This window comes from Rhizobium sp. Root149, assembly GCF_001427345.1.
Taxonomy (GTDB): domain Bacteria; phylum Pseudomonadota; class Alphaproteobacteria; order Rhizobiales; family Rhizobiaceae; genus Neorhizobium; species Neorhizobium rhizoryzae.
Map to the genome: position 1 here is coordinate 113,189 of NZ_LMGD01000024.1, position 18,352 is coordinate 131,540.

Sequence of the window (18,352 nt, forward strand, 5' to 3'; positions counted from 1 at the left end):
ACCTCAGGCCGCCTTCGGGAAAAAGATGGCGCGCGCCGGATCGAAACCGTAAACCTCTCCAAAGCTCAGGGCGTCGCTGGCAAGCTGGATGACGTTTGCCAGAATGTAATCCACCTTGGCGTCATCCAGCAGAACTGAGAAATTGAGGCGCACGAAGCCCGGCTTTTCCATTTCTTCGCCAGCGAGGATTGCAGCGCGCAGACGGTCTGACTCCTCATCGCTGATATTCAGCAATCGATGCACATAAGGCCCGGCGCAGGCACAGCCGCCGCGCGCCTGAATACCGAAGCGGTCGCTCAACATACGCGTTGCCAGTTGCTGGTGCACATAACCTCCCTGCCCGTCGCGAAGACGGAACGAGAAGATCGGCAGACGGTCCGTGTCCAGATTGCCGAGCAGCTCGATGTTCGGATGCGCCCGCCACGCTGAAAGTGCGCGCTGACGCAATTCCTGCTGCCGCTCCCTCATATAGTCGGCCCCGATAGCCTCCTTCACCATGAAGGCAAGGGCTGCACGGATATCGCCAACCACGTTCGGCGTGCCGGCTTCCTCACGCGCCTCGAGATTCTGGGCGTAGTCGTGCCCGTGGGATGACACGAAGCGCACAGTCCCTCCACCAGGCCAGGTCGGCAGATCACGACCGACCGCATCGCGGCGAACGATCATGATACCCGAAGCGCCGGGTCCACCGATGAATTTGTGCGGCGAGACCACGATGGCATCGATTTCGGCCTCAATGGACGGCACCATCCGGATCGGTACATAGGGCCCGGCACCGGCGTAATCCCAGATCATGACTGCGCCGGAGGCTTTGACCATTCGGGTGACTGTCGCGACATCCGTCACGATCCCCGTAACGTTAGAAGCTGCCGAGAAGCTGCAGATCACGCGGTCAAACCGGCTGGACTCCGCCAAGCACTGCGACAGGGCTTCAAGATCGGGACCGCCATCTTCCGCTTCCGGCAACTCAATAATATCAGCGCCAGACTCACGCCATGGCAGGATATTGGAGTGATGCTCGTAAGGGCCTAGGATAACCCGCGTGTTTGCCAGATCCGCGCCGAAAAGCTTGACGAGACGGTTAAGCCCAGCCGTAGCCCCGGAACCCGTGAAGATGACCGCATAACGGGAATCGGCGCCACAGATTTCGCCGATGCGGCTGCGCGCCTCACGGCGCATACGTGTCATGGTGCTCCCGCAAAAGGAAGCCTCGGTATGGCTGTTCGCGTAATACGGAAGCACTTGCTCGAGTACGAACTGCTCAACCTGCATGAGTGCCCGACCGGATGCGACATAATCCGCATAGACAAGCGGTTTGATCCCGAACGGGCCATCCACAACGGCATCGCGCCCGATCAAGCCATTCGCCAGATCCGCAATGATATCCGGTCGCGCCAGCGACTGCTCAAACCTGGCTAGTGCGCTGATCGGCTGTTGAACGCCCTGATCCATGATGAAACTCCCCTCGAATCCTGTAAGGTAAAGTTAGCGATTGCAGGACGGTGATTTCATCATCTATTTTCGCCAAATTCTGCCGGAGCCTGTTTCAAATGACCCAAGAAATCGCGAAAATCGATAGCATTGATCGGCGCATTCTCACATGTTTGCAAATCAATGGAGCTCTTTCGCAGCGAGAGCTGGCTGAGCAAGTTGGCTTGTCCCAAAACGCCTGCGGACGGCGGCTGCAGCGATTGCAGGAAAGCGGCGTCATTACCGGGTCACAGGCGTCAGTCGATCTCCCCGCAGTAGGCCTCGATCTCACCGTCTTCGTCATGATCCGCACACGTCATCATTCCAAGGATTGGGCAGAGGCATTTCGCAAGCATGTCGACAAATTGCCGGAGGTGGTGGATTTCTATCGCATTGGCGGGGACTGGGATTATCTGCTGAAAGTGGTGACGCGCGGAATGCGCGGCTATGACGCCTTCTATCAGAAGCTCATCACCGACTTCGACTTCTCGACCGTTACCGGCTTCTTCTCGATGGAGGCCATACTCCAGAACCGGCCAACCGACCTGACTAAACTGTGAGAGCCTAAGCTTTCACCGAAATGTGAAATGGCTGTTCATTCGCTCACTCGTGCTGGGCGCAACCTGTGTTACAGTTGCGAATATCCGAATGCTTGTGAAGAGAATGCCATGCTTTCCACACTTGCAGTCCTCTTGAGCCTGACCAGCCTTCATAGCGTCCCCGTTGCAACGCGCGGAAATGAGGTGGATGTCGAACTGGTTCTCGCCGTCGATACATCCCGCTCCATGGACCATGAAGAGGTCAGGATACAGCGTGAAGGCTATGTTGCGGCTCTTCAGCATCCAGACTTCATCAATGCCGTGAAAATGGGGCTGATCGGCAAGATCGCCATCACCTATTATGAATGGGCGGGCGAAGTGGACCCGTCTTCCGTTCTCGATTGGCAAATCATCGAAACCGGCGCGGATGCAAAAGCTTTCGCAGATAAACTGGCGGCAAGGCCGATTGCCACACAAAGGCGCACATCCATATCCGCTGCTATTACCTTTGGTACATCGACGATCGGTGGAAACCGGTTCGAAGGAATGCGCAAGGTGATCGATGTGTCAGGCGATGGCCCGAACAATATGGGCGGCCCTGTCGAAACTGCACGCGATCAGGCCATAGCGTCCGGCATCATTATCAATGGCTTGGCGCTGGTATTGCGTCCTTCGGGCACAACGACGGGCCTTGATCGATATTACAAGGATTGCGTCATCGGTGGACCGGGATCCTTCGTCCTGCCGGTTCAAAAGATCGAGGATTTCGAAGTGGCCGTTCGGCGCAAGCTGATCATGGAAGTCAGCGGGCTGCAACCACCGGCCGACGTCTGGAAGATCGCGACAGAACCCAAATCGGACTGTTTTGTCGGCGAGAACCAATGGCGCGAATTTTTTGACCGTTAACAGTTTCCGTACCGATATCTTCACAAAAGTACTTGCAATAGAGACGATGATCTACCTATCTTGTAGATGTTCTCAGGGCGGGGCGAAATTCCCCACCGGCGGTAAAAGGTGCAAACCCCAAGCCCGCGAGCGCCTTCGCTGATGAGGTGAAGGGTCAGCAGATCCGGTGCAACTCCGGAGCCGACGGTATAGTCCGGATGGAAGAGAGCAAGCAGAGTGCGCTCGGGCCGCCGTGGCCTGCGCGTGTGAATGCCTGTTCGCCCAAGGGCAGTTTTCGCGTGTTCCCGAAAGGATACGCAAAGAACGCAGCCAGAAATGGCTTAACCCTTGAAAGGCAAGTTGAAATGAGTTTTTCCAGTATTGAAGAAGCGGTCGCCGCAATCGAAAGCGGCAAGATGATCATCGTGGTCGACGATCATAGCCGCGAAAATGAAGGCGACATCATCGTCGCTGCTGATTCCACCACCTCCGAACACATCGCTTTCATGATGAACAAGGCGCGCGGCCTCGTCTGCATCGCAATGGAGGGTGAGCGTATCGATCAACTCAAACTGCCGTTGATGGTGCCCAACAACACAGAGCTGCACAAAACGGCGTTCACCGTATCGGTAGACTACCTGCCGGGAACGACGACGGGCATCTCTGCTGCCGATCGTGCAGCGACTGTACGCGCACTTGTGGATCCCAAATCGAAGCCGGAGGAGTTTGCACGTCCGGGACACATGTTCCCATTGCGCGCCAAGCAGGGTGGCGTACGCGCGCGTCCCGGCCATACGGAGGCGGCCGTCGAACTGTGCAAACTGGCAGGCCGATTCCCGGCCGGGGTCATTTGCGAAGTGGCGAAGGATGACGGCACCATGGCCCGCCTTCCCGACCTGCAGATCTTCGCGAAAGAACATGGTCTGCCGCTGATCGCGATCGAGGATCTGATCACCTACCTGAACGACAGAGACGCGGCGAAGGCCAGGACATCCGTCGCGGCCTGAAGTAGAAGGATCTGACCACCCAGTTCAGTGGTCAGATCCAATCCCTATCCAACAGGAAAACGAAGCTCGACAGTCGTGCCCTCGTTCAGCGTCGAGGCTATGTTTGCTTCGCCGCCGCTCTGGCGAACGAAACCGTATACGACGGCAAGCCCCAGTCCCGCCCCGCCATCGCTGCCCCGTGTGGTGAAATAGGGCTCGAATGCCCGGTCGATCGCTTCTGCACTCATTCCAAGCCCGGTATCCTGAACCGATACGACCAGTGTCGATGCATGCACCTGAGCACGTACGGTGATCTCTCCGCCATCAGGCATCGCAGCCGCCGAATTCAGGCACAGGTTGAGAATCGATTGCTCGAAGAGCGCGGCGTCGAGCGCGACAGGAGGAAGCGGCTCTTCAAGCTGCAACGAAACGCGGCTGCGGCTGCCGACGGCAATTTCCAGCACGTCCATCATGCCTTTCAGCACCGCGCCGATATCGATCAGGACCGGGTTGATCGGCTGCTGGCTACCGATCGACAACATGCTGCTGGCAAGCGAGCTGCCGCGATCGGCGGCTTTGCGGATGCGGTTGATGTGCCGTCTCTGGCGCTCGTTGAAGCCGGCTTCACGCTCCAGCAGGCCCAGGCTGCCCGTTATGATGCCGATCATGTTGCCGACTTCATGGCTCAACTGGTGGGTCATGCGCATGAAGCCATCCAGTCGCTGCGCCTTGGCGGCTTCCGTCTCCTGACGGTCGAGTGCGGTGACATCGCGAGCCAGCAGCACGATACCGCCATCCGGCTGGCGCGACAGCGCAACTTCGATCACCCGCTGGTCAGGCGTTCGCTGGCGGACCACGAAACGCTCGATCAACGCGCCGGGGTCGCCCTGTGTCGGCAGAAGAGCGGGATCGATTTCCGGAATCGTCTCGACAAAACGACGCAGAGAGAACTTGCGTGAGGAACCGGTGCGACCGACAAGTTCGATGACCCGTCGGTTCATTGTAATCGGGCGACCCGTCGCGTCGAAAAGCGCGATCCCCTCATTCATGGTACGGAACGTAGAGCGAATGGTACGGGCAGCCGCCTCTGCCGTGCGGCGCAAGCGCGTCACCCGATCGACGCTCTCCTTGAAGGCGCGGAAAGCGTCAGACAGGTGTACCAGTTCCGTTTCGCTGCCCGCATAGACAGGAAGGCCGACATTGTGCTCGCCTTTGGCCAGCGCATTCATGCCGTTCGACAAGGCAACAATCCCGCGCGATACCCGCATCACCGAGCGGATTGAAATCGTCGCCAGTACCAGCACCAGCAGCGAAGCGAGCGCGACCATGATCAGCAGGCGACTGAGCGCGTTGGATGCGGAGGTGAGCCCTTCATTCAACCCTCTCGCCACCGCTTCCGTCTGCATCTCGGTTGCATGCGACAAGTCGCGGGAGACGGAATGGAGCCGTGCCACAGCGCCCCGGATCGAAAACATTTCCAGGAGATATTCTGTTTGTGCCTGAAAGACCCGCTCGTAGGGTTGAAGCTCTGCCAGCGGCAGGCTGGGACCCGCATCGACCAGACTTTTGAAAAGCGCGGTTTCCGAGACGTAGCGGCGCTTCAACTCACCAAGCTGGAACAGGCTGTCGGAATTGGAAGCCGATTGTACAATGGTGTTCAGCCGCCGCCGCAATTCGAGATCGGCAATATTGCGGCCTGTCGCAATCTCGCCGAGAGCTGCCGCCGCATCAGCCTTGCGCGCCTGCGCGGCCTCTGCATCCGCTGCCAGCGCCAGCGTCTGGGTACGGATCTCCTGCAACAGGTCCCGAATATGCCGATTGGAGAACCCCCGGATAAAATCGTCATCCTTCTGCGGCTCCATGGCCAGCAACAAGCCATCCACTTGCGCCACAACGGCCCGGCTTTCGCTGGAAACCCGATAGGGGGACGTCGCATTCATGAGGAACGGAGCGCTCGAGACCAGGTCGGAAACCTGACGGGAAACAAGTGAGGCTCTGGCAAGGCTCGAAAAGGCCTGCAGACTGTAGGTCGCCATTTCGGTACGCGCCTTTTGCAGGCCGTAGATAGCGACCGCCGAAAGCACCACCACCGAGGCGCAGATGAAGGCGATGGCAAAGGGCAGACGAAAGGCGATCGAGGATAGGAAGGGCCGGTTAATCAAGGTGCCAACTCACCGTCATCGGTGTGCAGAACATATCCCTTTCCGCGCCGTGTCTTGATGTGGAGCGGCAGATCGGGATTGCGCTCGATTTTTCGCCGCAGCCGCAGCACGAGCACATCCACGTTACGGTCAATGAAGCGGTCCGTCTCGGCGCCTAGCCGATCAAGGATGTGCGAGCGGCTGACCGGGTGATTGGGTGTTTCCGCCAGAATTTCGAGAAGCGCAAATTCTGCGGCGGTCAATGTCTTGCTGCGATCACTCATGCACACGGCCCGCCGCGCGGTCAGATCAATCAGCCAGTCGCCAAGCCTCAGCGACGGATTGCCGTGATCCCGCTCGGCCTCCTTTTCCGCCTTCAGGGACGGGATCGTACGACGCAGCACTGCCTTGATGCGTGCGGTGAGTTCAATCGGCTCGAACGGTTTGACGACATAATCGTCGGCTGCCGTTTCAAGCCCCAGCACGCGATCCGTCGCGCTTCCGGCAGCCGTTACCATCACGATGCCCACGTTCATCTGGGCGCGAACCCGCTGCGCAAAGGCACGGCCGGAGATGCCGGGCAGATTATGATCGACCAGAATGAGATGCACAGGCTCTTGGGTGAGAAGATCCATGGCCACCTCAGCCGAAGCGGCAAGCCGTGGCGTCCAGCCCTCCGCCTCCACGAGATCGGAGATAAGCTCTGCCATATCCGGATCGTCCTCGACGATCAGAATTCTTACCTTCTGATTCAGCACTCTGTAGTCCTCCCCATCATGATATTAGGGGGGTTACCGAAAATGATCAAAGGCTGGCTGATGACCGGCAATGTCAATTTTGTAATATTTGTAAGGTTTGACATGCGGTTAGGCACTGCAGTGAAAAATCGGTAACCATTCAAGGGATTGTGAATTTTCTCGCCTGTGCGATGTTCAGAGCCTACGGAACGGGGAGGTTCCGGCGGGGAGGAATTCGTGTTTAGGTTGGGTGCTATTGCGCTGGGGCTGGTGACGACACTGGCTTTCGGCTCGCAAGCAAGATCAGAGCCGCTCAACATCCTTTGCGGGGTGGATGAGGCCTGGTGCGTGACCATGAAGCGGGCCTTCGAGCGCCATAGCGGCCTGACCGTTTCCATGCAACGCAAGAGCACCGGTGAAATCCTCGATCAGATCCGCCTGGAAAAAAACAATCCGAGCGTCGATGTATGGTGGGGCGGCACGGGTGACACCCATTTGCAGGCCGCATCCGAAAACCTGCTGGAAGCCTACACCTCGAAACACGAAACCGATGTGCTTCCCTGGGCGCAGAACTTCTTTGACATGTCCGGAGGACGCGCAGCCGGAATCTATGCCGGTGCCCTGGGCTTTGCCTATAATTCGGAGCTTTTGAAGAAAGCCAATCTTGCAGCGCCCAACTGCTGGAAAGACCTGATCAGCGAAGCCTATCGCGGCAAGATACAGTCCGGTAATCCAAACTCGTCCGGAACTGCCTTCACGACGCTTGCAACGCTGATCCAGCTTTTCGGCGAAGACGAAGCCTTCACCTACATGAAGGCGCTGGACCGCAACATCGCGGACTATACAAAGGCAGGATCTGCGCCGGTCAAGGCAGCCGCCCGGGGAGAAACGCTGATCGGCATATCCTTCATGCACGATGCCGTAACCCAGAAGGAAGCGGGTGCGCCACTCGTGATTGTCGCCCCTTGCGAAGGGACAGGCTACGAGATCGGCGCAGTCAGTATCGTGCTGGGCACGAAGAACCGCGATCTGGCAAGGCGCTTCGTCGATTTCGCTTTAAGTCCGGAGGGACAGGCAACCGGCGCGCAGGCGGACCAGAACCAGGTGCCTTCGAATTCAAAAGCATCGCTTCCGCCCGGAGCGCCAGATATCTCGTTGATCAAGATGGTGGATTACGATTTCGCCACCTTTGGTTCCCCGGAAGAGAGAAGCAGGCTGCTTGCCCGCTTCGATACGGAGATCCACCCGCCCACCCAGTAACCTTGCAAGGCTTTTCCATCACCTCGGCAGCTCCCATCAGCCAGCCGACCGGCGAAGCCTTGCCTGGAGTTTTCGACCAGACGCTTAAAACAGGAGGAGACCTTATGCGCCTGACACTTCTTTCCACCCTGCTCTTTGCAGGCACGGCACTGAGTGCCATTCCCGCCCACGCAGCGGGCGAACTGAACCTGATCTGCGCCGCCGACGTCGTTATCTGCGAGCAGATGAAGGGCGACTTCGAAAAGGCGCACGACATCAAGGTCAACATGGTGCGCATGTCATCCGGCGAAGCCTATGCCAAGATCCGCGCTGAAGCCCGCAACCCAAAGACCGACCTTTGGTGGGCAGGCACCGGAGACCCCCATCTCCAGGCAGCGTCTGAAAACCTGACCCAGGAATACAAGTCACCAATGCTCGATCAGTTGACGGACTGGGCAAAGAGCCAGGCCGAGAGCGCGAACTACAAGACGGTCGGCGTTTACGCCGGTGCTCTGGGCTGGGGTTACAACACGGAAATCTTCAAGACAAAGGGCTACAAGGAGCCGAAGTGCTGGGCAGACCTTCTGGCCACGGAGTTGAAGGGCGAAATCCAGATCGCCAACCCCAATTCGTCCGGCACCGCTTACACAGCGCTTGCCTCTCTCGTGCAGATCATGGGTGAAGACAAGGCCTTCGAATATCTGAAGAAGCTGAACACCAACATCTCGCAGTACACCAAGTCCGGCTCTGCGCCGGTCAAGGCGGCGGCACGCGGTGAAACGGCGCTTGGCATCGTCTTCATGCATGATGCGGTTGCACAGACTGCAGAAGGGTTCCCGGTCAAGTCCATCGCGCCCTGTGAAGGAACTGGTTACGAAATTGGCTCCATGTCGATCGTCAAGGGCGCCAAGAACATGGATAACGCCAAGATCTGGTATGACTGGTCTTTGAAGCCGGAAGTGCAGTCGCGCATGAAGGATGCGAAGTCGTTCCAGCTGCCATCCAACAAGAAGGCCGAGATCCCGAAGGAAGCCCCGCGCTTCGAGGACATCAAGCTGATCAATTACGACTTCAAGACCTATGGCGAGCCTGCCAAGCGCAAGGCGCTGCTGGAGCGGTGGGACAAGGAAGTCGGCGCGGTTGCCAACTGATCCGATGAGATAAGGCCGGCGGCGTGCGAACCTGCACGTCGCCTCCTCTTCTTTCCTAAAAAGACATTCTAGAACACGAGGTTGACCATGAGACATGGCAATCGCAGGCTGGATATTGTTCTGGCTCTGGGGGCGGCGGCGCTGACGCTTGTCCCATGGTACCGCATCGATGGCGGCTTCTTCGGCCTTAGCTGGCTTTCCTCCTTCCCCATGTCGAAGGGCAGTGCGCCGGGCCTGCTGCAGATCGCCTCCTTCGGGCGCATCTGGATTCTGGGCGCCGTTGTGTTCCTGGCGATTGCGGCCTTTGCGCGCACGATCAAGGATCCGGCCAAACGAGGCGCAGTGCTGGTCGCGGCGGGTAGCCTCGGACTTGCCTTTTTGACCTTGCAGGGGTTGGCGATCGGCTTTTCCGGCTTCACATGGTCGATCAGCGAGCGATTGTTCGGAACACTTGCCGATGGGCAACCTTCCATGGGGGCAGGCGCCGTTCTGCTGGCATTCGTCTTTGTCCTGACGCTGTCTTTCGGTCTGGCGGAACGTGGCTTCATGAAGGGCGATGCCTTCATCGTCTCGTGTATCACCTCGCTCATCTTCCTTGTCGGTGTCTTCGTTTTCTATCCCATCGGCAGCATGATGGTGGCTGCGCTTCAGGATTTTGATGGCTCGTTCAATCCTGACGGCTTCATCAAGAATATGCGCGACCCCGGCATCTGGAGCCTCGAATGCCTTGTGGGCGGTTCACGCTGCGGCGTTGCCTGGCGCACATTGTTCCTGGCCATCATGACGGCGACCGGCTCGACCATTCTTGGCCTTGCCTTTGCTCTGGTTGCGACGCGCACGCGCTTTCCGTTCAAGAAGGGTCTGCGGCTGCTGACCGTTCTGCCGATCATCACGCCACCCTTCGTCATCGGACTTGCATTGACGCTGCTCTTCGGTCGCGCCGGTGTCGTGACGGAAACCCTGTCGCACTGGTTCGGCATAGAACCGGGTCGCTGGCTCTACGGCATGACCGGCATCTGGATCGCGCAGGTGCTCTCCTTCACCCCCATTTCCTTTCTCGTGCTGATCGGCGTTGTAGAAGGCGTCAGTCCCTCCATGGAAGAAGCCTCGCAGACGCTTCGCGCAGATCGCTGGCGCACGTTCTGGAAGGTATCGCTGCCGCTGATGAAACCCGGCCTCGCCAATGCCTTCCTCATCGGTTTCATTGAAAGCATGGCCGATTTCGGCAACCCGCTGGTGCTTGGCGGAAGTCACGGCGTTCTCTCGACGGAAATCTTTTTCGCCGTCGTCGGTTCGCAGAATGACCCGTCCCGTGCAGCCGTGCTCGCCGTCGTGCTGCTCTGCTTCACGCTCAGCGCCTTCCTGGCACAGCGCTTCTGGTTGGCTGGCAAGAACTTCGCGACCGTCACTGGCAAGGGCGACAGCGGTGCGCATATCGCGCTTCCCCGCTCCCTCTCCATCGGGGTTCATGCCATCGTCATTCCATGGATGATCTTCACCGTTGTCGTCTACGGCATGATCCTCGTCGGCGGCTTCGTGAAAACCTGGGGCCTCGATAACACGCTGACCATCGATCACTACGTCCGCGCCTTCTCCGTCGGCATTCACAACGGCCAGATCGCCTGGACCGGCGTGGCCTGGAACTCCTTCTGGACGACGATGGAAATTGCCCTGATCTCGGCACCGCTGACGGCCGCCGTTGGCCTGCTGACCGCCTACATCATCGTCCGCCAGAAATTTGCAGGTCGCAACCTGTTCGAATTTGCCCTGATGATGAGCTTTGCCATTCCCGGCACGGTTATCGGCGTCAGCTACATCATGGCCTTCAACCTGCCGCCGCTGGAAATGACAGGTTCCGCCCTCATTCTCATCGCCTGCTTCGTGTTCCGAAACATGCCGGTTGGCGTGCGCGGCGGCATCGCAGCCATGAGCCAGCTGGACAAGAGCCTGGACGAGGCATCGCTCACGCTCCGCGCCGACAGCTTCCGCACCATCCGCAAGGTGGTTCTGCCGCTGCTTCGTCCGGCAATCACCGCAGCGCTGGTCTATTCCTTCGTGCGGGCGATCACCTCCATCAGCGCCGTCATCTTCCTCGTCAGCGCGCAATACAACATGGCGACGTCCTATATCGTCGGGCTGGTCGAAAATGGCGAATACGGCGTGGCAATTGCTTACTCGTCCATGCTCATCGTGGTCATGATCACCGTGATCGCAGGCTTCCAGCTTCTGGTAGGCGAACGCCGTCTGCGCCGCGAAAATCGTGTAGCAGGACAGCAAAAGGCACAAACTCTTCCTCTCGGTCAGGAGAAAACCGCATGATCAACGTCAAAGCCGGTTCAGTCGTTTTCGAACACGTCCGCAAAACCTTCGGCTCATTCACGGCCATCCCCGATCTGTCGATCACCATCGAACCGGGTACACTGGTCACACTTCTGGGGCCATCCGGCTGCGGCAAGACCACCACGCTGCGCATGTTGGCAGGGCTGGAACACCCGACCTCCGGTCGCATACTGATTGGTGGCAAGGATGTCACCATGCTGCCCGCAAATGAACGTGATGTTTCCATGGTCTTTCAGTCCTACGCGCTCTTCCCGCATATGAGCGCGGTGGAGAATGTCGCCTACGGTCTTCTCTCCTCAGGCCTCAAAAAGAATGAGGCGAAGGAAAAGGCAGAAGAGGGCCTGAAGCTTGTTGGCCTCGGCGGAATGGGCCATCGTCTGCCGGCAGAGCTTTCCGGTGGCCAGCAGCAGCGCGTGGCGGTTGCCCGCGCGCTGGTGCTGGAGCCGCAGGTTCTGCTGCTTGATGAGCCGCTCTCCAACCTGGATGCACGGCTTCGCCGCCGGGTTCGCACCGAGATCCGGGAGTTGCAGCAGCGTCTCGGTTTCACAGCCGTCTACGTGACCCACGATCAGGACGAGGCACTGGCCGTTTCGGACCGCATTGTGGTGATGAAGGATGGTCAGATCGCACAGTCGGGCGCACCGCGCGAACTCTACGAGACGCCGGCCTCTTCCTTCATCGCCGATTTCATGGGCGAGGCAAATGTCATCCCATGCGAGGTGATTGGTCTCGAGGGCAGCAGCGCAGTGATCCGCGTGGGCAGCATCGAACATCGCGTCCCGACACGCCAGCCCCGCAGCGGCAGTGCCAAACTCGCGGTGCGTCCCGGTGCAATCCAGATTGGTGCGTCGGGCGGTACGGGCCTACCCGGTCGCGTTCTGCATTCCGCCTATCTGGGCGGCCATGTGGAATATGAAGTGGAAACGGAAGTCGGCACCTTGTTTATCATCGATCATGATGTGGAGCATAGCCTCGCGGCAGCAAGCGACGTCACACTCGGGTTCAAGAATCGCGGTATCGCGTTGATCGATGCATAAAAGGAATGGAAATGACTGTAATGGATAACGACCTCGAGACACGTTTTTCTTTGGCTAATACGCTTGGGGTCGAAGCAGGCGCAGTGGCCCTCGATTACTTCAACCGTCGCGATACTCTGGTGATTGAGACGAAACGCGATCTGCATGATGTCGTGTCGGTGGCAGACCGCAATGTCGAGAAGCTCATTCGTCAGCGTGTGGCCGATGCCTTCCCGAACGATGGATTTCTGGGCGAGGAAGACGGTCTTGAGGAAGGCACGTCCGGCTATACATGGATCGTCGACCCGATCGACGGCACGGCACCCTTCGTCAACGGCATGCCCACCTGGTGCATTTCGATTGCCGTCGTGAAGGACGAAAAGCCGGTCATCGGCGTCATTTATGTGCCATGCCTGGAGGAGCACTATGCCGCGGCGGCCGGACAGGGCGCTACTCTCAACGGCAAGGTTCTGACTTTGGACCCCAGCCGCAACATGCAGAACGCACTGACGGGCATTGGCAGTAACAACCATGTGACGCCTGAGCGCGTTGGCGAAATCATCACGAATGTTCTCGCACGCGGCGGCAACTTCATTCGCAATGGCTCCGGCGCCCTGATGCTCGCCTATGTCGCATCCGGCAGGCTTGTTGGCTATTATGAGCCTGTCATGCGGGCGTGGGATTGCATGGCAGGCTTCTGCCTTGTGCAGGAAGCGGGCGGACGCGTGTTGCCCTATCCATTATCGGGTGAAAACCTGATGGCCGGTCATCCCGTGCTGGCAAGCAATGCCTCCTGCTATGAGGATCTGCTGGCTGTTCACAACAGCTGAAACTCCTGAGCGGGTCGGTCGTAGGACCGGCCCCCTTACTCAAAATATTTTATTCTAGATTTTTACGATATTAGGAATTGATAATTCCTCCGCGATTTGCCAATGTGAGCGAGAACGGAAGGATGTAGGGCGTTCTCCTTCCCATTACGGGTTTGACCTGTGGAGGGCATTGGATGGGCGGGCAGACACAACAGCGCGATCAGCTGCTCTTCGTTTTTGATGTCGGCGGAGTTTTCATCGAGCTGAATGCTGACAGGCGCAGGACTGCGCTCGAGGCAGGCGGTCGGTGGAGTGGCGGTTCCGCTCCCGATGCCGGCCTGGCTGAAGCCAATATGCTATTTCGCCTTGGGCGGATCAGCGAAGGTGATTATCTCGACCGGGTTCAGCACATTTACGGCCTCACGATTGAACAAGTTCTTGCGGCGGAAACCGCACTTCTGAGCGGCGTGCTGGAAGAGATGGCCAGCTATGTGCGCCAGCTCCGGGTGGCGCATCGGGTCGTCTGCCTTTCGAACACGCAAGCCATTCACTGGCGGCACATCATAGAAGAGCTTCTGGGGCCGGAGTTTTTCGACGCCTGCTACCTGTCTCATGAAATGGGCATGGAGAAGCCTGCCGAAGACATCTATCTTGCTGTACAGGAACGCGAGAATGTTTGGGCAGACCAGATCATTTTCGTGGACGATACGCTGGACAATATTCGCACATCCCGTCGCCTCGGGTGGAACAGCATCTATCACACCAGTGCGGCGGAAACGATTTCCCACATAGAACAAGTGCTGAGGCAGCCAACCGCTGCCCAGCAGCTTTGACCGATCAGACACGGAGTTTGCCACTTGGCTCGATTGTCACTGCGCGGAATCAAAAAGCGTTTCAAGGCCGTAGAGGTCTTGCATGGCATCGATCTCGATGTGAATGATCGCGAACTCATCGTCTTCGTTGGCCCTTCCGGCTGCGGGAAATCCACTCTTCTGCGCCTCATCGCAGGGCTGGACCCGATTACGGATGGCGAGTTCCTGCTGAACGACAAGCGCATGAACGAGGTGGCCCCCTCACGCCGCGGCATCGCCATGGTGTTCCAGTCCTATGCGCTTTATCCGCACATGGACGTTTACGAGAACATGGCCTTCGGTGCGCGGCTGATGGGGTTGAGCAAGGCGGAAGTGGAGGCGCGCATTGCGGAAGCAACGCGCATGCTGCGGCTTGAACCTCTGCTTGAGCGCAAGCCGCGCGAGCTTTCAGGCGGTCAGCGCCAGCGTGTGGCCATCGGGCGCGCGCTTGTGCGCAAGCCGCAACTTCTGCTGCTGGATGAGCCGCTGTCCAATCTCGATGCAGCACTTCGCTCGGAGGTGCGGCTTGAGATTGCCCGCCTTCACCGCGAGATCGGCGGCACGACCATCTATGTCACGCATGACCAGGTGGAGGCCATGACCCTGGCAGACCGGATTGTTGTGATGAATGGCGGCCGGATCGAGCAGTTCGGTTCTCCGCGTGAACTCTATGAGACACCGGCCAATACCTTCGTGGCGAACTTTATCGGCTCGCCGCGCATGGCGATGCTTGGTGTCGAGCGCGAGGGAGATCGGTTGATCGCGCCCGGCATTGGCGCGATTTCGTTGACACGCCTGCCCTCTGCCGCAGATCGTGAGTTGTTGATGGGCGTGCGCCCGGATGGAATGAGCATTTCTCCCGATCTTCAGGGCGAAGGCTTTGCCGCACAGGTGGTTTACACCGAATATCTGGGAGACAGCGCCTACGTCTATGTCAAGATGGGCGAAGGAGCACCGGTTTCCATTCGCTGCACGCCGGATACGCAATACGCGCCCGATACGCCGGTCAAGATCCGCGTTATGGCGGACAAGCTCCACTTCTTCAGCAGCAAGACCTCACAACGCCTGGCGATGTGAGGATGGTTACCCTGTGAATGATAAAACAAAGAGAGAGGAACACATGAAAAGACTTCTTTTGGGAGCAGCCATCGCCTGCACAAGCCTGTTGTCAGCAACCGCGACCTTCGCTACCGAGCTTTCATTCTGGACCTGGCGCCAGGAAGACAAGGCCGAATACGAAAAGTTCTTCGCCGATTTCACCAAGGCGAACCCTGATATCACCATCAAGTTCGAGGCGTTTGAGGCCACCAACTACAACACGGTGCTTTCCACAGCACTTGCCGGTGGCAAGGGTCCGGACCTGATGATGACGCGCACCTATGGCGGCATCGAAAGTCTTGCCGGCGCTGGCTACCTGATGCCGCTCGACGACAAGAAGATTCCAGCGGTCATGGGCTTCTCCGAAGCCGCGCTCGCGTCTGTCACCATGCGCTCCAACAAGACGCTGTATGCGGTGCCTGCTGCAAGCCAGACCATGCTGGTGATCTACAACACCGAAATCTTCCAGAAGAACGGCATCACAGAGCCGAAGAGCTGGGATGAGTTCATCGCTGCCTGCGAAAAGCTGAAGGCCGCGGGTGTCATGCCTTTCGCGAACGGCACGGCAACCGCGTGGCAGAACGAAACCATCGTTTCGGCACTCACCTCCTCCATCATGGGCAAGGCATTTTATGCAGACTTGATGGCGGGCAAGACAGACTTCAACGACAAGCGTTATGTCGAGGCGCTGACGAAGCTGAAGGAAATCTCCAAATACTTCCCGGAAGGTTTCGTCGGTCTTGATTACGCCTCCGCCCAGCAGCTCTTTACCTCCGGCATGGCAGGCATGTTCGCAGGCGGTTCCTTCGAACTGGCAAACTTTGCCAAGCAGAACCCGGCGCTGAAGATGGGTGTCTTCGCAGCCCCCGGCCTGAAGGCGGAAGACGAGAAGCTCGTCGGCCTGTTCTTCGATTCCGGTTTCGGTGCCAATGCCAAGCCAAAGGATGAGGCTGCCGCCGTCAAGTTCCTGAACTACGCGGCCAGCAAGGAATTCGCGCAGGCCTTTGCCAACCGCCTCAGCAATGTGTCCGCGGTTCCGGGCGTCACCTTCGACAGCCCGCTTCTGGCCAAGGTGGCAGAGCTGAACAAGAACTCCATCGCCTATATGACGCTGGTGAACTTCCGTTACGGCGAACCCACGGGCTCCAACCTCATCCAGGCTGGCGTTTCCAAGATGCTGAATGGTCAGGCGACACCCGCCGATGTCGGCAAGTCGATGACCGATGGTCTGGCTGCCTGGTACGCGCCGTTCAAAAAGTAACATCTCAATGGGTCGCCTGAATAGGGCGACCCTTTCCCTCGCAGGCCGTGCAGGATCGTCTGATGATTTCCAGCCAGTTGACAGGTCGAAGATTATGGATTGCAGCACTCGTCGTGCCGCCCATTGCCTTCATGTGTCTGTTTCTCGTCTATCCGATCCTATCGGCCTTCGCCTATGCCTTCTATGAATGGCACGGGCTGGCTCGTGGCGATTTCATCTGGTTTGATAATTTCCATCGCGTTTTGTTTGAGTTTCCGTTCTCGGAACGAACGATCAACGCGTTCAAACACAATATCTTCGTCTTCTTCGCCCTGATGGTGTTGCAGAACGGCCTTGGCTTCATTCTCGCCTATTGCCTGTGGCGCGAGCTTTGGGGCGCGCGCTTCCATCGTATCGCAGTCTTCCTGCCGGTGGTCTTGTCCACCGTCATCGTCGGCCTGCTGTGGAAACTGTTCTATCATCCGCTGTTCGGTGCGGTGAACGCCACCCTTCGCGCGGTCGGACTTGGCAGTCTGGCCCAGCCATGGCTGGGGCAGGATTCGACCGCCCTGACAGCGATTGTCGTTGCCAATGCGTGGCACATGGTGGGTTTCCCGACACTCGTGTTCCTGGCAGGCATGCAGCGCATTCCTTCTGAAATCCTGGATGCCGTGCGGATGGAAACCGAAAGCGAATGGGTGAAGATGAGCAAGATCGTCTGGCCGCTGGTCGCGCCTTCCGCAACCGTTGTCTTCACGCTGCTCTTCGTCGGTGCGTTCAACTGGTTTGAACTGCCCTTCATCATGGGTGGCGTCGATGGCTCGCCGCATGGTGCAACAGACGTGCTTGGCCTCTACTTCTACCGGACTGCCTTCGGCAGCATGTCTGCGTCGGCTGAAAACTTTGGTCCCGGCAGTGCGCTCGCCGTGCTGATCTTCCTGTTCATCGCCGTGGTTTCCAGCGTCATCACCATCCGGCTGCGCAAGCGGGAGATCCAGCTATGAGGAAATCCGTCGAGAGCAGCACATTCCGCACCTTCGGCTGGGATGGGCTGATCCAGATTCTTCTGATCGGCAACAGCATCGTCATGCTGGCTCCTATCGTCATCATGGTGTTTTCCGCCTTCAAAACCAATGCTCAGATTTTCCAGTCGCCGTTCTCAATTCCAGACTTCACCAATGTGAAGAGCATTTTGCGGGTGTGGAACGAGACGGATTTTCTGCTCTACATGGGCAATTCGCTCATCGTCACCGGCGCATCGATAGCGCTGATCCTCATTCTCGGCACTATGGCGGCCTATGCCATTGCCCGCTACGAGTTTCGCGGCTCTGGCCTTATCCTGCTGTTCTTCCTTGCGGGCCTGACCCTGCCGCTGAAGCTTGCCATCATTCCCCTCTTCATCCAGATGCGCGATTTCGGCCTGATCGACTCGCGGCTCTCGCTGATCTTCATCTATGTCGCCACCGGCCTGCCGACGACCGTCTTCATCATGACCGGCTTCATTCGCAGCCTGCCAAACGAGTTGGAAGATGCAGCGCGCATGGATGGGGCGAACGAGGCCCGCATCATGTGGTCCATCATGCTGCCGCTGGTGCGTCCTGCCATGGTGATTGCCGCAATCCAGAACGTGGTACCCATCTGGAACGACTTCTTCTTCCCGCTGATCTTCATTCAGAACAACAGTTTGAAAACCCTGCCGCAGGGCCTGACGACCTTCATGGGTGAGTTCGGCACGGATTGGGGCGTGCTGTTTTCCGGCCTCACGCTCTCGGCACTGCCGATCATCATTCTCTACATCGCTCTGTCACGGCAATTCATCAATGGCATGACGGCGGGCGCTATCAAGTAGC

Annotated in this window: 16 protein-coding genes and 1 riboswitch; of the genes, 13 read left to right on the plus strand and 3 right to left on the minus strand. The window is 58.3% G+C overall.

Annotated elements, in window-relative coordinates; genetic code table 11:
* Positions 1–3 precede the first annotated feature (3 nt).
* Positions 4–1,452 (minus strand): aminotransferase class V-fold PLP-dependent enzyme, encoded by a 1,449-nt coding sequence (locus ASD54_RS23555; protein WP_062557032.1) that lies wholly within the window; start codon positions 1,450–1,452, stop codon positions 4–6.
* A 98-nt stretch (positions 1,453–1,550) separates the two neighbouring features.
* On the opposite strand from ASD54_RS23555, the gene ASD54_RS23560 reads away from it, so the two are divergent.
* The 3 genes from ASD54_RS23560 to ribB all read left to right on the plus strand — a co-directional run bounded on the left by ASD54_RS23560 (position 1,551) and on the right by ribB (position 3,901).
* Positions 1,551–2,030 carry an Lrp/AsnC family transcriptional regulator gene (locus ASD54_RS23560; RefSeq protein ID WP_062557033.1) on the plus strand — a complete coding sequence of 160 codons (480 nt, stop codon included), beginning with the start codon at positions 1,551–1,553 and terminating at the stop codon, positions 2,028–2,030.
* A gap of 108 nt (positions 2,031–2,138) precedes the next feature.
* A complete protein-coding gene (locus tag ASD54_RS23565; RefSeq protein WP_062557034.1) occupies positions 2,139–2,915 on the plus strand; it encodes a DUF1194 domain-containing protein in 777 nt (258 codons plus the stop codon).
* 64 nt (positions 2,916–2,979) lie between these two features.
* Positions 2,980–3,128, plus strand: a riboswitch (FMN riboswitch).
* A 131-nt stretch (positions 3,129–3,259) separates the two neighbouring features.
* Positions 3,260–3,901 (plus strand): 3,4-dihydroxy-2-butanone-4-phosphate synthase, encoded by a 642-nt coding sequence (gene ribB / locus ASD54_RS23570; protein WP_062557035.1) that lies wholly within the window; start codon positions 3,260–3,262, stop codon positions 3,899–3,901.
* 44 nt (positions 3,902–3,945) lie between these two features.
* On the opposite strand, the gene ASD54_RS23575 is transcribed toward ribB, so the two are convergent.
* Together ASD54_RS23575 and ASD54_RS23580 are read right to left on the minus strand one after the other, a co-directional pair.
* Positions 3,946–6,042 (minus strand): ATP-binding protein, encoded by a 2,097-nt coding sequence (locus tag ASD54_RS23575; protein WP_062557036.1) that lies wholly within the window; start codon positions 6,040–6,042, stop codon positions 3,946–3,948.
* Positions 6,039–6,779: a response regulator transcription factor gene (locus tag ASD54_RS23580; RefSeq protein ID WP_062557037.1), complete on the minus strand. Its 741-nt coding sequence runs from the start codon at positions 6,777–6,779 to the stop codon at positions 6,039–6,041. The genes ASD54_RS23575 and ASD54_RS23580 overlap by 4 nt, the downstream gene beginning before the upstream one ends.
* A 333-nt stretch (positions 6,780–7,112) precedes the next feature.
* On the opposite strand from ASD54_RS23580, the gene ASD54_RS23585 reads away from it, so the two are divergent.
* The 10 genes from ASD54_RS23585 to ASD54_RS23630 all read left to right on the plus strand — a co-directional run bounded on the left by ASD54_RS23585 (position 7,113) and on the right by ASD54_RS23630 (position 18,351).
* The gene (locus tag ASD54_RS23585) at positions 7,113–8,018 is read left to right on the plus strand and encodes an ABC transporter substrate-binding protein (protein ID WP_156379364.1); all 906 of its coding nucleotides are present in this window, start codon (positions 7,113–7,115) and stop codon (positions 8,016–8,018) included.
* 104 nt (positions 8,019–8,122) lie between these two features.
* Complete coding sequence (locus ASD54_RS23590) at positions 8,123–9,148, plus strand: ABC transporter substrate-binding protein (protein ID WP_062557181.1); 1,026 nt, start codon at positions 8,123–8,125, stop codon at positions 9,146–9,148.
* Positions 9,149–9,235: 87 nt separating this feature from the next.
* Entirely contained in the window at positions 9,236–11,467 is a 2,232-nt protein-coding gene (locus ASD54_RS23595; protein WP_062557039.1) for an iron ABC transporter permease, read from the plus strand.
* On the plus strand, positions 11,464–12,525 hold the full coding sequence (locus ASD54_RS23600; RefSeq protein ID WP_062557040.1) for an ABC transporter ATP-binding protein: 1,062 nt from the start codon (positions 11,464–11,466) through the stop codon (positions 12,523–12,525). Before ASD54_RS23595 ends, ASD54_RS23600 begins: the two co-directional genes overlap by 4 nt.
* 11 nt (positions 12,526–12,536) lie before the next feature.
* Positions 12,537–13,334: an inositol monophosphatase family protein gene (locus ASD54_RS23605; RefSeq protein ID WP_062557182.1), complete on the plus strand. Its 798-nt coding sequence runs from the start codon at positions 12,537–12,539 to the stop codon at positions 13,332–13,334.
* Between the two features lie 173 nt (positions 13,335–13,507).
* Positions 13,508–14,146, plus strand: coding sequence for an HAD-IA family hydrolase (locus ASD54_RS23610; protein WP_062557041.1), 639 nt, complete (start codon positions 13,508–13,510; stop codon positions 14,144–14,146).
* A 24-nt stretch (positions 14,147–14,170) separates the two neighbouring features.
* Positions 14,171–15,241: a sn-glycerol-3-phosphate ABC transporter ATP-binding protein UgpC gene (gene ugpC / locus ASD54_RS23615; RefSeq protein ID WP_062557042.1), complete on the plus strand. Its 1,071-nt coding sequence runs from the start codon at positions 14,171–14,173 to the stop codon at positions 15,239–15,241.
* Positions 15,242–15,284: 43 nt separating this feature from the next.
* Positions 15,285–16,523: an extracellular solute-binding protein gene (locus tag ASD54_RS23620; protein ID WP_062557043.1), complete on the plus strand. Its 1,239-nt coding sequence runs from the start codon at positions 15,285–15,287 to the stop codon at positions 16,521–16,523.
* A gap of 62 nt (positions 16,524–16,585) precedes the next feature.
* Positions 16,586–17,506, plus strand: a complete 921-nt coding sequence (locus ASD54_RS23625) for a sugar ABC transporter permease (RefSeq protein WP_062557044.1) — start codon at positions 16,586–16,588, stop codon at positions 17,504–17,506.
* Positions 17,503–18,351: a carbohydrate ABC transporter permease gene (locus ASD54_RS23630; protein ID WP_062557045.1), complete on the plus strand. Its 849-nt coding sequence runs from the start codon at positions 17,503–17,505 to the stop codon at positions 18,349–18,351. Before ASD54_RS23625 ends, ASD54_RS23630 begins: the two co-directional genes overlap by 4 nt.
* The last annotated feature ends 1 nt before the right edge of the window (position 18,352 follow it).

Excerpts from the sequence above, each read along its gene's own strand:
- ASD54_RS23555 (WP_062557032.1), bottom strand. The coding sequence starts at position 1,452 with ATGGATCAGGGCGTTCAACAGCCGATCAGCGCACTAGCCAGGTTTGAG.
- ASD54_RS23560 (WP_062557033.1), top strand. The coding sequence starts at position 1,551 with ATGACCCAAGAAATCGCGAAAATCGATAGCATTGATCGGCGCATTCTC.
- ASD54_RS23565 (WP_062557034.1), top strand. The coding sequence starts at position 2,139 with ATGCTTTCCACACTTGCAGTCCTCTTGAGCCTGACCAGCCTTCATAGC.
- ribB (WP_062557035.1), top strand. The coding sequence starts at position 3,260 with ATGAGTTTTTCCAGTATTGAAGAAGCGGTCGCCGCAATCGAAAGCGGC.
- ASD54_RS23585 (WP_156379364.1), top strand. The coding sequence starts at position 7,113 with ATGAAGCGGGCCTTCGAGCGCCATAGCGGCCTGACCGTTTCCATGCAA.
- ASD54_RS23590 (WP_062557181.1), top strand. The coding sequence starts at position 8,123 with ATGCGCCTGACACTTCTTTCCACCCTGCTCTTTGCAGGCACGGCACTG.
- ASD54_RS23595 (WP_062557039.1), top strand. The coding sequence starts at position 9,236 with ATGAGACATGGCAATCGCAGGCTGGATATTGTTCTGGCTCTGGGGGCG.
- ASD54_RS23600 (WP_062557040.1), top strand. The coding sequence starts at position 11,464 with ATGATCAACGTCAAAGCCGGTTCAGTCGTTTTCGAACACGTCCGCAAA.
- ASD54_RS23605 (WP_062557182.1), top strand. The coding sequence starts at position 12,537 with ATGACTGTAATGGATAACGACCTCGAGACACGTTTTTCTTTGGCTAAT.
- ASD54_RS23610 (WP_062557041.1), top strand. The coding sequence starts at position 13,508 with ATGGGCGGGCAGACACAACAGCGCGATCAGCTGCTCTTCGTTTTTGAT.
- ASD54_RS23620 (WP_062557043.1), top strand. The coding sequence starts at position 15,285 with ATGAAAAGACTTCTTTTGGGAGCAGCCATCGCCTGCACAAGCCTGTTG.
- ASD54_RS23625 (WP_062557044.1), top strand. The coding sequence starts at position 16,586 with ATGATTTCCAGCCAGTTGACAGGTCGAAGATTATGGATTGCAGCACTC.
- ASD54_RS23630 (WP_062557045.1), top strand. The coding sequence starts at position 17,503 with ATGAGGAAATCCGTCGAGAGCAGCACATTCCGCACCTTCGGCTGGGAT.